At 33.9% G+C, this 14266-nt stretch carries 14 protein-coding genes; 5 read left to right on the top strand and 9 right to left on the bottom strand.

Going from position 1 to position 14266, the window contains the following annotated elements; genetic code table 11:
- Window position 1: 1 nt before the first annotated feature.
- Entirely contained in the window at window positions 2-835 is an 834-nt protein-coding gene (locus tag GJJ64_RS01880; protein WP_154286071.1) for a universal stress protein, read from the bottom strand.
- A gap of 119 nt (window positions 836-954) precedes the next feature.
- Window positions 955-3432: an endopeptidase La gene (gene lon / locus GJJ64_RS01875; protein WP_154286070.1), complete on the bottom strand. Its 2478-nt coding sequence runs from the start codon at window positions 3430-3432 to the stop codon at window positions 955-957.
- Window positions 3433-3695: 263 nt separating this feature from the next.
- Between lon and GJJ64_RS01870 the strand changes: the two genes are divergently transcribed.
- Complete coding sequence (locus GJJ64_RS01870; protein WP_154286069.1) at window positions 3696-4313, top strand: tetratricopeptide repeat protein; 618 nt, start codon at window positions 3696-3698, stop codon at window positions 4311-4313.
- Here GJJ64_RS01870 and GJJ64_RS01865 read toward each other — a convergent pair.
- Entirely contained in the window at window positions 4310-4834 is a 525-nt protein-coding gene (locus tag GJJ64_RS01865) for a hypothetical protein (protein ID WP_154286068.1), read from the bottom strand. The genes GJJ64_RS01870 and GJJ64_RS01865 overlap by 4 nt on opposite strands.
- Window positions 4835-6355 (bottom strand): 2,3-bisphosphoglycerate-independent phosphoglycerate mutase, encoded by a 1521-nt coding sequence (gene gpmI, locus GJJ64_RS01860; protein WP_317162891.1) that lies wholly within the window; start codon window positions 6353-6355, stop codon window positions 4835-4837.
- A 107-nt stretch (window positions 6356-6462) separates the two neighbouring features.
- Here gpmI and GJJ64_RS01855 point away from each other — a divergent pair, with 107 nt between their 5' ends.
- The 4 genes from GJJ64_RS01855 to GJJ64_RS01840 are packed head-to-tail and all read left to right on the top strand — an operon-like array spanning window position 6463 to window position 9264.
- Entirely contained in the window at window positions 6463-6849 is a 387-nt protein-coding gene (locus tag GJJ64_RS01855; RefSeq protein ID WP_039449558.1) for a DUF4783 domain-containing protein, read from the top strand.
- Window positions 6850-6890: 41 nt separating this feature from the next.
- Entirely contained in the window at window positions 6891-7745 is an 855-nt protein-coding gene (gene nadC, locus GJJ64_RS01850) for a carboxylating nicotinate-nucleotide diphosphorylase (protein WP_154286067.1), read from the top strand.
- 56 nt (window positions 7746-7801) lie between these two features.
- Window positions 7802-8443, top strand: coding sequence for a glycerol-3-phosphate 1-O-acyltransferase PlsY (gene plsY / locus GJJ64_RS01845; RefSeq protein ID WP_154286066.1), 642 nt, complete (start codon window positions 7802-7804; stop codon window positions 8441-8443).
- Window positions 8444-8457: 14 nt separating this feature from the next.
- Window positions 8458-9264 carry a M48 family metallopeptidase gene (locus GJJ64_RS01840; RefSeq protein ID WP_154286065.1) on the top strand — a complete coding sequence of 269 codons (807 nt, stop codon included), beginning with the start codon at window positions 8458-8460 and terminating at the stop codon, window positions 9262-9264.
- A 70-nt stretch (window positions 9265-9334) separates the two neighbouring features.
- Here the strand turns inward: GJJ64_RS01840 and GJJ64_RS01835 are convergent, their stop codons facing one another.
- The 5 genes from GJJ64_RS01835 to GJJ64_RS01815 form a co-directional block, all read right to left on the bottom strand.
- Window positions 9335-10423: an agmatine deiminase family protein gene (locus GJJ64_RS01835; RefSeq protein WP_154286064.1), complete on the bottom strand. Its 1089-nt coding sequence runs from the start codon at window positions 10421-10423 to the stop codon at window positions 9335-9337.
- A gap of 73 nt (window positions 10424-10496) precedes the next feature.
- Window positions 10497-10778 (bottom strand): four helix bundle protein, encoded by a 282-nt coding sequence (locus tag GJJ64_RS01830; protein WP_229655427.1) that lies wholly within the window; start codon window positions 10776-10778, stop codon window positions 10497-10499.
- 60 nt (window positions 10779-10838) lie between these two features.
- Window positions 10839-11711: a carbon-nitrogen hydrolase gene (locus tag GJJ64_RS01825; protein ID WP_154286063.1), complete on the bottom strand. Its 873-nt coding sequence runs from the start codon at window positions 11709-11711 to the stop codon at window positions 10839-10841.
- 85 nt (window positions 11712-11796) lie between these two features.
- Entirely contained in the window at window positions 11797-12510 is a 714-nt protein-coding gene (locus GJJ64_RS01820) for a TlpA family protein disulfide reductase (RefSeq protein ID WP_154286062.1), read from the bottom strand.
- A 14-nt stretch (window positions 12511-12524) separates the two neighbouring features.
- Window positions 12525-13973 carry an APC family permease gene (locus GJJ64_RS01815; protein WP_154286061.1) on the bottom strand — a complete coding sequence of 483 codons (1449 nt, stop codon included), beginning with the start codon at window positions 13971-13973 and terminating at the stop codon, window positions 12525-12527.
- Window positions 13974-14266: the final 293 nt, after the last annotated feature.

Here is a 14266-nt window from a genome sequence, read left to right as displayed (position 1 = left end):
TTTATTTTGGATAAACTAATAAAGGAACTCTTGTGTTTAAAGCAAATTCTTCTGTATTTCCGGAGAATAACATCTTCTTGAAAAAAGAAACTTTTTGATCGGTAAACATCACTAAAATAGAAGGTTTACTTTTCTTTACTGCTATTTCTATATTATCAACCAAAGATTTTATAAAATCACTCGGTTGAACATGAAATTCTACAGGATAATCAGAATGATTCTTAACTTTTTCTTCTGCTAATTTTACTTTCTTTTCAATATCAGAAGGAAAACCAAAATGCACAACCTCTATTTTGGCATCAATTGGTTTAGCAAAATCAATGACTTGATCTAATTCCTTATCCAAATTAATCAAATCTGAAGCGTATAAAATACTTTGAATATCTTTTGATTTGTAAGTTTTTGGAACGGCAATTACAGGAATAGAAGACTGACTAATGACATAAGAGGTATGTGTACCAAATAGTTTCTCTATTTTACCCGCTCCTCTAGTACCTATTGAAATAAAATTAAAACCTTCTTGTTTAGCATAGTTCATGATATTACTGTGCGCTACTACAGATTCTCTACAAACACAATTTACTTCTGATGACTTTACCCCGGAAGTATGGTAAACATCTTTAACAAACTTTTCTAACCTTTTATGGATATTTTCTTTTTGCGCCTTTTCATAAGCTTCAAATTTAGCATCACTAAAGGAAGTGGGCTTTAAAATATGATAAGAATGGAAAAAAGTTAAAGAAACCTCAGGATATTGGGCTGCAAATTTAATTGCAAATCTTATAGCTGCCTTAGAATTGGCAGAAAAATCGGTAGTAACAAGAATCTTAATCATGATGTAATTGATAAATAGCTTATATACGATAAAAATAGCTTTTAAATATATAATAAAATATGAGTGAAGTCATATTTATTTATCTCATAAACAAAAAACCCGGATAAACCGGGTTTTGATTATTCTTGATTTTGTTTTGCAGGTTCTTTATAAACAATATCTAAAGCATTTTTCACCTTCTTATCTAACAAAGCAAGTTTAATAACTTCTGTCATCTCAGATACATAGTGGAAATTTAAATCTTTAATGTAAGACTCTTTAATCTCTAAAATATCCTTTCTATTTGCTTTTGATAAAATTATATCCTTAATATTTGCTCTTTTAGCTGCTAAAATTTTCTCTTTAATACCGCCTACAGGTAAAACTTTACCTCGTAGCGTAATCTCGCCTGTCATAGCCAGATGCTCTTTAACTTTTCTTTGCGTAAACGCTGATGTTAATGCTGTTAACATGGTTATACCAGCCGAAGGACCATCTTTTGGAGTTGCACCAGCAGGAACATGGATATGAATATCCCATTGATCAAACACACGATAATCTATACCAAAATTAACGGCATGTGCTCTTATATAAGCCATGGCAATGGTAGCAGATTCTTTCATCACATCACCTAAATTCCCTGTTAAAGTCATCCTACCTTTTCCTGGGCTTAAGCTTGCTTCTATAAATAAGATATCGCCACCTACTTGTGTCCATGCTAGGCCTGTTACCACACCAGCTACTTCATTACCTTCGTAAAAATCTTTATCAAAAATAGGTGGACCTAAGATTTCTTCTATATCATTAGCTGTAAAATTAACATTATAAGCTTCTTCCATCGCTAATTTAGTGGCTGCACCACGCACTACCGAACCTATTTTTTTCTCTAAACCTCTAACACCAGATTCACGAGTATAATCTTCAATAATTTTTTCTATTACTGACGATTTTAGATTAACATCTTTAGCTTTTAAGCCGTGTTGTTCTTTCTGTTTTGGTAAAAGATGCTTTTTAGCTATTTCTATTTTTTCTTCAATCGTGTAGCCATTTACTTCGATAATTTCCATCCTATCTAACAAAGCAGGCTGAATACTACTTAAAGAGTTAGCGGTTGCAATGAACATCACGTTAGATAAATCATAATCTAACTCTACAAAATGGTCATTAAAAGCATTATTTTGCTCTGGATCTAATACCTCTAATAATGCCGATGAAGGATCGCCTCTAAAATCGTTACCTACTTTATCAATCTCATCTAAAACAAAAACCGGATTTGAGCTTCCTGCTTTTTTGATAGACTGAATAATGCGCCCCGGCATAGCACCAATGTAAGTTTTACGATGTCCTCTAATCTCGGCCTCATCTCTTACACCCCCTAAAGCCATTCTTACATATTTTCTACCTAAAGCCTTTGCAACAGATTTTCCTAAGGATGTTTTACCAACTCCCGGAGGGCCAACTAAGCATAAAATAGGCGCTTTCATATCGTGTTTTAGCTTTAAAACAGCTAAATATTCTACGATACGCTTTTTAACCTTATCTAAACCGTAATGGTCTTTATCTAATATTTTTTGAGCTCGTTTTAGGTCGAAATTATCTTTGGTAAACTGTTGCCAAGGTAAATCTAACAACACTTCCAAATAATTAATTTGAACAGAGTAATCGGCTGCAGCCGGATTCATTCTGGCTAATTTATCTAGCTCTTTATTAAAATGATTAGCTGTTTCTTTAGACCATTGCTTCTTACTCCCTTTTTTCCGCAGCTCCTCAATTTCCATATCTGGAGAATTACCACCTAATTCTTCTTGAATGGTTTTAAGTTGCTGGTTTAAGAAGTAATCTCTTTGCTGCTTATCTAAATCAACCTTTACTTTATTTTGGATTTGATTTTTAAGCTCTAATAATTGTAGCTCGGTGCTTAAATGGCTTAGAACCATTTGAGCTCTATCTCTCAAATTTGCAACCTCTAACATCTTTTGCTTATCTGCAACAGATGCATTCATATTAGAAGAGATAAAATTGATTAGAAAAGGTACGCTTTCTATATTTTTTATAGCAATAGCGGCTTCAGAAGGTATATTAAGAGAAAACTGAATAATTTGCATAGCCATCTCTTTAATAGATGATACCATGGCTTTAAATTCTTTATCAACCTTAGGTCTTACCTCTTCAAATTTCTTTACTGTAGCTTTTATATAAGGTTCTGATTGTACTTGCTCTACCAGCTCGAAACGATTTTTACCTTGTATAATGACGGTGGTATTACCATCAGGCATTTGTAGCATTTTAACAATAACAGCTACTGTACCAACTTTATTAAGCTCGTCAAATTTTGGGTCTTCTACACTTACATCTAACTGCGCTACAACACCTATAACCCTATCCCCTTTATAAGCATCTTTTATCAGTTTGATGGATTTATCTCTGCCAACGGTAATAGGAATCACAACACCTGGAAATAGTACAGTGTTCCTTAATGGTAAAACAGCCAAAACTTCAGGTGTTTGCTCATTATTCATTTCTTCCTCATCTTCTTGAGACATCAGCGGAAAAAACTCTGTATCTTCATTTATCAGTGGCATCGCTTGGTTAAAATCGAACGGATCGAATTTGCTCATATTATCTTATATTTTTAATAAAGTCAAATTGGCAGAGTAAACCTACCTATAAGCCTATTATTTTTGAGTTATCTAGAAGTTCAACAGTTATGCCAATGGTAATTTTAGGTTAATAATTACTTTATATGGCTAATTTCTTTAATCCTCATCTTTATAAACTGAAAAATAGTCAGGTAATTTAAAGTTTAGAAAAAGAAATATTTTAATTTTAAAATCGTTAATATTTTCACAAATTACGATTATTAAAGGTAACAGTTATATTCATGAAATTTAAAATTTTAGCAGTTTTAGCCCTTATTTTACCCCTTACTATACTTGCGCAAACTCCGTTTGAAAGACTTGGACAAAAAGCCATGATGAATGGTGATTTTAATACAGCCGCTACTTTTTTTGAACAAGCTGTTAAACAAGATCATGGTAATATGAATGCGCTTTATCTTTTAGGCTATGCTTATTATCATTCATCTAACTATAAAAAATCTATAGAATCTTTTGATAAGTTGATTGCTTATAAACCTTCTGAAGCTATTGCTTATTATTACAGAGGTAAAGCTAAAATGTTAATGAGCGCCCAAATAAAAGATTATAAAAATCCCGAAAAAGAAGACCTTTTACTAGGTGCTATTAAAGATTTTTCTAGTGGGATTGAACTTACTCCAAATGACATGAAGTTTTATCAGAACAGAGGTTTAGCTTATCAAGAGTATAGCGTTTTTAAAAGTCAGAAAGTGAATGACATTTATAACAAAAACGCTGCTATTTCTGCTGCTAACTCATCTATAACCGATTTAAAGAAAGTATTAGCCGAAAACGCTGCCAGAAAAGATATCGTTTCGCAGATAGAAAAATCTAAGCAACTGCTTATCAACATCAAAAACTAGTTAAAAACACCTTTTACCTCATAATTATTAATACCTAAAACTTTTACATCCTGATATTTTTCTATCTGATAAAGGGAATCTGGAATATAAATAAGCTCTTCTTTGGTATGATAAAGGTTGTTTTTTGTTTGGTTGGTGATGCTAATTTTTGATAGTTTATTTCTTTTAAGTAGGATAATGATTCTTCTTGTTCTTAAGTTTTCTTCTTTAGCAGTGTAAGTTATTTTAGTGCTCGTACTATCTTTTTGATAGCTATTTTTCCAAGCAGCTTTATTAATGTCTGATTCTATAAAAAGAGCCAATTCTTGTGCCCAATCATCAATTTTTATGAATTGCGTTTCAGAAGCATTATTGTGCTTTACTGTTTTATTGATGTTTGGTTTGGTTTTATTTAACCTAGTAGCTTCCTCAGAAAAGTATTTTTGCAGATTGTAATAATTAACAGCCTGTTCCTTTTTTTTGTTAGAGAAAGAACAGGCTGTTAAGCATATAGCGGATATAAAAAATAGTATCCTAATCATTTATACCAATACATCGCCAGTCATTTCTGCCGGGATATCAATATTCATTATTTTAAGAATGGTTGGCGCTATATCTCCAAGTTTACCATTTTTAACTTGCTTATAATCTTCATCAATTAAGATACAAGGAACCAAGTTTGTACTGTGAGCAGTATTGGCAGAACCATCTTCGTTCACCATAAAATCTGCATTACCGTGGTCTGCAATGACGATGAAAGAATAGCCGTGTTCTAAACCAGCTTTAACAACTTGCTCTGTACAATGGTCTACGGTTTCTACAGCTTTAACTACAGCATCAAAAACGCCGGTATGGCCAACCATATCTGGGTTAGCAAAGTTTAAGCAAATAAAATCTGGCCATTCTGAAACTAATTCAGGAATGATAGCATCGGTGATTCCGTGAGCGCTCATTTCTGGCTGTAAGTCATAAGTAGCTACTTTAGGAGAAGGAATTAATAATCTTTTCTCATTTTTAAACTCTTTCTCCCTGCCACCAGAAAAGAAGAAAGTAACATGTGGATATTTCTCTGTTTCAGCAATTCTGATTTGATTTTTACCTGCTTGTTCTATTACCTCGCCCAGGGTCATCACCAAATCATCTTTACCAAAAGCTACATTAACCTTTTGAAAAGTTTCATCATAGCTAGTCATGGTAACATAATACAAATCCAGTGGCTTCATGTCGTACTCTGGAAATGCTTTTTGCGATAAGGCTAAAGTTATCTCACGTCCGCGGTCTGTTCTAAAGTTAAAACAAATAACCACATCTCCATCTTTGATGGTAGCTGTAGGATTACCATCTTTATCGCAAACTACTAAAGGCTTAATAAATTCATCGGTAACACCTGCTTCGTAAGATTCTTGAATACCATTTGTAATAGCATCAACTTTTTTACCTTCTGCTTTAACCAGCAAATCATAAGCTAATTTTACACGCTCCCAACGATTATCTCTATCCATAGCGTAATATCTACCAATGGCAGAAGCTAATTTTGCTGATGTATGCTGTAAGTGATCATTTAACTCGGTAATAAAACCTAATCCAGAATTTGGATCTGTATCTCTACCATCAAGAAAAGCATGAATAAAAACGTTCTCTAAACCAAAATCTTGAGCGGTATCGCATAATCCTTTGAGATGGTTAATATGTGAATGTACCCCACCATCAGAAACTAAACCTATGAAATGAACATCCTTGTTTTCTTTCTTTGCATATTCAAAAGCACTTTTGATAGCTTGGTTAGAAGTAAATTCTTTATCTGCTACAGCTTTATTTATACGACCTAATTCTTGATAAACAACACGACCAGCACCTAAATTCATATGGCCAACTTCTGAGTTACCCATTTGACCTTCTGGTAAACCTACAGCTAAGCCAGAAGCCTCTAATGTACTGTTTGGATATTTTTGAAGACAAGAATCAAAAAAAGGAGTGTTAGCCACATTAATGGCGTTTGAGGTATCTTTACGGCCGTATCCCCAACCGTCAAGAATAATGAGTGCAACTTTTTTATTTTTCACAGTGCAAATATATAATTTTAAGACAAGTGCTATAAGCTTAAATTGCTATATTAATAGAATATTTTATGGCATCTTTTATGTAGTTTTAACACATTAATCAAACATTTATGAAACCAGCATTAACTATTTTATTACTCTTTTTATTTAAAACTGCGCTCTCTTTTGATGTTATCGATGAAGTTTCTAATGCCTTTAAAACAGGTAATAGCAAAGAATTATCAAAATATTTTTCTTCTACTATAGAATTAAGTATTTTAAATGAGGAAGAAATTTACTCTGGCTCACAAGCCGAAATTATTTTAAAAGATTTCTTTCTAAAACACCCTCCTATCGCTACAAAAATCATCCACAAAGTAATTTCCAATGCAAATTACAAGTTTGGAGTATTGGTATTAACAACTTCTAAAGGTAACTTTAGGGTAAGTTATGAACTTAAAAATATGGGAGGTAAATTCTTAATTAACCAAATAAGAATAGAAGAAAATAAAGGCTAGCAATTTTTAAATTTTTATACTTTTGCGCTTTCAAATTTTTTATGGAATTGGATAAAGAGATTATTGGAACATTTATAAAGACAGCTTTAAGTGAAGATATTGGAGACGGAGACCATACTTCTTTATCAACTATTCCGGAAGAGGCAACAGGTAAAGCCAAGCTTTTAATCAAAGATGAAGGCATTGTAGCAGGTGTTGAAATTGCATTAGAAATCTTTAAAGAAGTTGATGCTGGTTTAACCGTAGATGTTTTTATTAAAGACGGAGAAAAAGTTAAGCATGGCGATATTGTTTTAGTAGTTACTGGAAGCGTACGCTCTATACTAATGGCTGAAAGATTGGTTTTAAACACCATGCAAAGAATGAGCGGTATAGCTACCACCACCAACCAAATTGTTGAAAAATTAAAAGGTAGCTCTACCCAAGTTTTAGATACTAGAAAAACCACACCTAATTTACGTTACCTAGAAAAACTTGCTGTTAAAATTGGAGGAGGCGTTAACCACCGTTTTGGTCTTTATGATATGATTTTGATTAAAGATAATCATGTGGATTATGCCGGAGGAATTAAAAAAGCCATACAGGCAGCAAAATCTTACATCAAACAACATCAAAAAAATTTACAAATTGAAATTGAGGTAAGAAATATCAAAGAACTAGAAGAAGTTTTGTCTTGCGGTGGTATAGACAGAATTTTATTAGACAATTTTGGTTTTGATGATTTAAAAGCTGCTGTTAAGCTAGTTAATAAAAGTGTTTTAACAGAAGCTTCTGGAGGTATTACACCTGAAAATGCTATAAAATATGCTGAATGTGGTGTAGATTATATCTCTATGGGTGCATTAACACATTCTGTTAAAAGCTTAGATATGAGTCTTAAAGCTTTAATTTCATAAAATGAGTTTCATTTTTATTCAAGAAAGAAGAAGCTATTTAATATAATTGCAAATACATGATATCAGCATACTCTATAGGAGCACTCATATTAGCTTATCTTTTCGGTTCTATACCTTCAGCAGTATGGATAGGTCAGGCTTTTTACGGTATAGACGTTAGAGAATATGGCAGTGGCAATGCAGGAGCAACTAATACTTTTAGAGTCTTAGGTAAAAAAGCAGGTATTCCTGTCATGATTATTGATATACTTAAAGGTTGGACAGCCACAAATCTTGCCTATTTTATTGGACTATCTGTAACCGGACCAGAGCATTCTGTACAATATGTAAATTACCAATTAGCTTTAGGCATAGTTGCAGTGATGGGACATCTTTTTCCTGTTTTTGCAGGTTTTAGAGGTGGTAAAGGTATTGCAACCCTCTTTGGTATGATTTTAGCCGTTCACCTGCCAGCAGCATTGCTTTGTGTTCTGGTTTTTACAGTTGTACTTTTGGTTAGTAAATACGTATCATTAAGCTCTATATCGGCAGGTTTTACCTTTCCTTTGAGTGTTATTTTCGTATATCAGGTATCTGTTAAAGCTATCGTTATTTACGGAATGTGTATTTGTGTTTTGATATTGGTTACTCATCAGAAAAACATAGAACGTCTATTACGAGGCAAAGAATCCAAAGTAAATCTGTTCAAGAAAAAATAATTTATTCATTATTTATGAACAAAACCGTTAAAATTTTATCTGTAGCTGCACTAGCAGCTTTTTTTACTGCTTGTTCAACAGTTCCTTTAACAGGAAGAAGACAAGCAAATTTGGTAAGTGATACAGAAATGAACCAAATGGCAGCGCAGAGCTATCGCGAGTTTCTATCTGACCCAAAAACTAAAGTTGTTACCAATACTGCTGAAAGTAGAAAAGTTAAAGATATTGGTAATAAAATAGCAGCTGCGGTAACCAAATACATGAATGATAATGGTTATGGAAATCAAATTGCTGGTTTTCAATGGGAATTTAACTTGGTTCAGAGTCCTGATGTTAATGCTTGGTGTATGCCAGGTGGTAAAGTAGCTGTTTATACAGGTATTTTACCAGTAACTTTAACCGATGCTGGTTTAGCTACTGTTATGGGACATGAAATTGCTCATGCTATTGCAAAACATTCTAACGAACGTTACTCGCAAACTATGATAGCGCAAGGCTTAGGTACTTTAGCAGGGGCTGCGGTAACCAAATCAGAAGCAGGATATGGTGTTTTCCAACAAGTTTTTGGAATTGGCGCACAAGCCGGAGTTTTATTACCAAACTCTAGAAGACAAGAATCTGAAGCTGATAGATTGGGTTTAACTTTTATGGCTATGGCCGGATATGACCCTGCTAGTGCCATAGATTTTTGGCAAAGAATGGCTGCTAAAAGCAACGGCCAAAAACCACCTGAATTTTTAAGCACCCACCCTAGCGATGCTACACGTATCAATGATATTAAAAAATATCTACCAGAAGCAGCAGCTTATTACAGAAAATAAAGAAATATCCTAATTATATAAAAAAAGCCTCGAAATCATGAATTTCGAGGCTTTTTTTTATGGGTTAATCTTAAACCAAAGGTTCTTGCTGACTTAAACAATGGAAACTTCCTAATCCCCAGATAATATCTGTTGAATCTATCCCGATAGTTTCTCTATCAGGAAAGCATTTAGCTATAATTTCTAAAGCAATTTTATCTTTATTACAACGATAAGTTGGCACTATTACATGACCATTGCTGATGTAAAAATTAGCATAAGAGGCAGGTAAACGCGTATCTTCAAAAATAACAGCGTCTGGCATAGGCAATTCTATGATGTTAAGTGCATCTCCATTTAACAACCGCATTTCTTTCAACTCCCTTAAATTGGTTTGTAAGAGTTCGTAGTTTTCATCTTCCGGATTATCCTCAACCACAGTTAAAACTGTATTTTCATTCACAAATCTTACCGTATCATCAATATGGCCGTCTGTATCATCTCCTACTATACCATCGCTAACCCATAAAATTTGTTGGGCACCATAATAATCTTCGAGGTATTGTTCTATTTGTTCTTGGTTAAGATGCGGATTTCTATTTTCATTTAACAAGCAACTTCTGGAAGTTAAAATAGTGCCAGCACCATTAAATTCTACAGAGCCGCCTTCCATAATAATACCCGGATGAAAAACTGGAATATTAAAATGAGCCCCAATTTTAGTTGGAATAACGTCGTCTAAATCAAAAGGGGGATATTTACCACCCCAAGCATTAAAATCCCAATCAACAATAACTTTTTTCTGAACTGCATTTGGGTTTATCAAGAAAGCCGGACCATGGTCTCTGCACCAAGCATCATTAGTAGGATGAAAATAAAATTCTATTTGAGATAAATCAGCCCCAGCGGCCTCAATATATTTTAACGCAAAAGACTTCATTGCTTCGTCCTTCACATTAATTCTAACTTTTTCAGAAAGCGCTAAATATTTGATAAACTCTGCATATCTAGGATAAATACTATCGATTTTACCTGGCCAACTTGCTTCCTTGTGCGGCCAAGAAAGCCATGTTGCTTCATGTGGCGCCCACTCTGGTGGGAAAGAGTAGCCATTAGGAAGTTTGAAGTTAGAAGACCGAGGTCCGAAGTTGGAAACTGGTTGTTTATTTAAATTGTTCATTTATTTTAAAGATTTTTTCAATGCAATCAACATGAAATGAATTTGCTCACATTCTGAATAAAGCCTTTCAAAGTCATTTTGATTCAATAATGTTTCTTCTTTTCCCAATATGCAAACAGCTTACAACTTCAATATTTGAACGAACTGAATAAGTAAGAAATCTTGCAAACTCCGCATTGGATTGATTAGTACTACCTTCTGCGATGTTTAGTGAAATAGAATCACAGGCTCGTTTAATTTGAGATGTTAATACATAAAGTTCATCTTTAGGAAATGATTTAGTAAGTAAATCAATTTCTGCTGATAAATCTATTGCTCTTTTCCAAACTTTAAGTTCTTCAAATTTAAACGCCATAATAGATTTTATAATTTTTCTCGAGTTCGATTAGACTTCGGTCCTCGGACTTCGGACTTTTCACTCCTCATCAATATACCTTTTCACAATAGGCTGGTAAGAATCAATTCTTCTATCACGTAAGAAAGGCCAATGTGTTCTGTAATTATCTGATTTTGCTAAATCTAATTCCTCTACAATAATTTCTTCATCATCATGTGAAGCTTTGTAAATTAAGCTCCCGAAGGGGTTAGAGATAAAAGAACCTCCCCAAAATCTCAACCCAGCTTCTTCTCCTACTCTATTAACACTTACTACGTGTACGCCATTTGCTACAGCATGAGAGCGCTGTATGGTTTGCCAAGCGTTATATTGCTCTGTATTAGTTGCTTCGTCTTGGGTATTAGCCCAACCAATAGCAGTAGGATAAAATAAAATTTCTGCCCCCATTAAAGAGGTAATCCTAGCGGCTTCTGGATACCATTGATCCCAGCAAATAAGTACACCTATCGTAGCAAATTTGGTTTTGAAAACTTTATAACCTAAATCTCCAGGTGTAAAATAAAATTTCTCGTAAAAGCCAGGGTCGTCTGGAATATGCATTTTACGGTATTTACCTAAATAAGTACCATCTGCATCTAAAACCGCTGTTGTATTATGGTATAAACCTTCGGTTCTTTTCTCAAACAAAGAAGCTATGATAACCACACCAAGCTCGGCAGCTACTTTTTGCAAAGCATCTGTAGAAGGACCAGGAATGCTTTCTGCTAATTTGAAATTATCATAATCTTCTACATCACAAAAATATAGAGATGTAAAAAGTTCTTGTAAACAAACAATTTGAGCGCCTTTTGCTGCAGCTTCTCTAACTTTTTGGATGGCTTTATCTAGATTTTCTTGCTTGTTTGATGTGCAAGACATCTGTACCATACCTACTTTTACATTTTTATTCATTCCACAGATTATTAATCGGCCGCAAAATTAACAATTATGTATGGATTATAATGAGATTATATCATAGATGATATCAAGATGAGAATCATAATAAGCCCTTGATGGTTTTCTTTAACCAATAAGTATTAACCGCACCACCGCCAACAGAATGATAACTTACTTTAGCGTTTCTATCTATAATAACGTGGGTGGGATATTGGGTAACGCCAAATTTCTCAGCATAATACCTCGCATCTGGAACTTGGGTATAATTAAAAGGAAATAGTTTTAAGAAGTTTTCAATTTGCTCAGCTTTATCTAGAGCAACGGCTACAAAAACTACATCTTTTTCATTGGCAAATTTCTTAACCAAATCATTCAACTCTGGTATTTCTTGCCTGCATGGTGGGCAAGCGATAAACCAAAAATTTATCACTAATATCTTTCCTACTAAGTCTTTAGCCGCTATTTTCTTACCAGTAATATCTGTTAAATTAGAATATTTAAAGGTGTCTCCATCTTTAAAACACTTACTTAAGCGGGGTCTTAGAGATTTATCTAACCTCTCATCTAGTTCTTCTTCTGTTAGCTGCTTCAGTAGAAATTTGGGTTGCTGTCCCATTTCATACATGCGTTCTAACTTATATTTACCAGATTTTACTGCTTTATTCCAATATTCTGTAGAATAAGGCAGGCCTGTAGAATCTACCACTATAATTTCTCTGGTAACAGCAGGCAAATTAGTTTTTGGTGTTTCGGTTTGCGCAAATCCTTTAGCGTTAGCAAAAGCTATCGCCACAATAAATAAAAGTTTTTTCATAGGTTAGGCTTTGTTTATTTCTTATCAAAATATTTCCAAACATAATAAACTGGAATTCCTAAAACAACTATTCCTAAACCCCAGCCGCAGGTATCTGGTTTGTAAATCAATAAATCAATACAAATAGCAGAAGCTAAAAGTATATATAGCGCAGGTAAAAAAGGATAACCAAAAGCTTTGTAAGGTCTTTTCCAATCTGGTCTTTTTATCCTTAAAATAAATATCCCAGCAATGGTAATAATATAAAATAGTAAAGCAGAGAAAACGCTATAGTCTAAAAGCTGGCCGTATGTGCCTGATAAACATAACAAAGCAGCCCAAAAAGCCTGTAGAATAAGTGCAAAACCCGGTACATCTTTTTTATTTAAAGTTGCTGCTCTCTTGAAAAACACACCATCTTGAGCCATTGCATAATACAATCTAGCACCAGAAAGTATTAAACCATTGTTACAACCAAAAGTAGAAACCATAATTAAGAGAGCCATAATAGCTGCTGCCGCACTTCCAAAAATAACAGAAGCCGCGGCTGTACCTACCCTATCTTGTGAGGCAAACATGATTCCGCGTTCTAAAACTGTTGCGCCATCTGGCGAACCACTAACAGGTAATAGCATCAAATAAGCTACATTGGCTAAGATATATAATATGGTTACGATTAAAGTTCCAAACAGTAAACTCAATGGAATATTCTTTTCTGGATTTTTTACTTCACCAGCTATATAAGTAATGTTGTTCCAAGTATCTGATGAAAATAAAGAACCCACCATAGCTGCACCCATAGCTCCAAAAAGTAAAACACCACCAAGCAACTCGGTAGAAATTGTTCCATCCTCGTTCACTTTAGTTTGGTAGGGAGTCCAAAAATTATCCAAATTAGAAAAGAAAGCCTCGCTATTTAAACCCACATAAATACCAGCGATAATGAGTCCTAGCAAAGCCAAAAGCTTTGCAATAGTAAAAATTGTTTGTACAACTTTGGCACTTTTTACCCCTTGCAGGTTGATGAAAGTTAAAAAGCATATCATAACAATGGCCAACAATTGCGTATGATTTAAACTAAAGCCTCCTAAACTGAATAAAATATTTCTTTGATCAAAAAAGGGAATAATTTCTGCAGTGTATTTGGCAAATGCAATGGCTACAGCAGCAATAATTCCGGTTTGTATAACCGTAAAAACTGTCCATCCAAAAAGAAAACCTATCATAGGATTATAAGCCTCTTTTAAATAAACATATTGACCGCCTGCTTGTGGCATCATACCAGCCAACTCGCCATAGCTTAAAGCTGCTATTAAGGTAATAACACCTGTAATAAGCCAAATCAACAGAATAATACCGGGAGAGCCTACTTGTCTAGCGATATCAGAACTTACTAAAAATATCCCTGAGCCTATCATAGAGCCCGCTACAATCATGGTTGAGTCTAGAAGGCCTAACTCTCTTTTCATGGTGGTTTCTTGCATATTTTAACTATTTATAATTTTAAATATAGTTGATTTTATTTAATGATAATGGAAAGGTAAAATTAGAAAGTATGATGTCTGATGTCTGATGCCCGATGATCGAAGTTAAGAGTATAAAATAGAAAGCCTCCTAATGGTAGATATTTAGGAAGTTCTTTTGAACATTAAACTTGCCTTACAAAAACTACCAAACTCAATAAATAAAATAAAAACTAACCTCCTGAAACATAATATTATCCTTAAAAATTTGCTTTTATGAAATACCCTGCTAAATTTGAGATTATACAATTATA

The sequence above is a fragment of the Pedobacter puniceum genome (assembly GCF_009674685.1).
Lineage (GTDB): Bacteria > Bacteroidota > Bacteroidia > Sphingobacteriales > Sphingobacteriaceae > Pseudopedobacter > Pseudopedobacter puniceum.
Note: the sequence above shows the minus strand (reverse complement) of the source record. Positions and strands in the feature narration are given on the sequence as shown.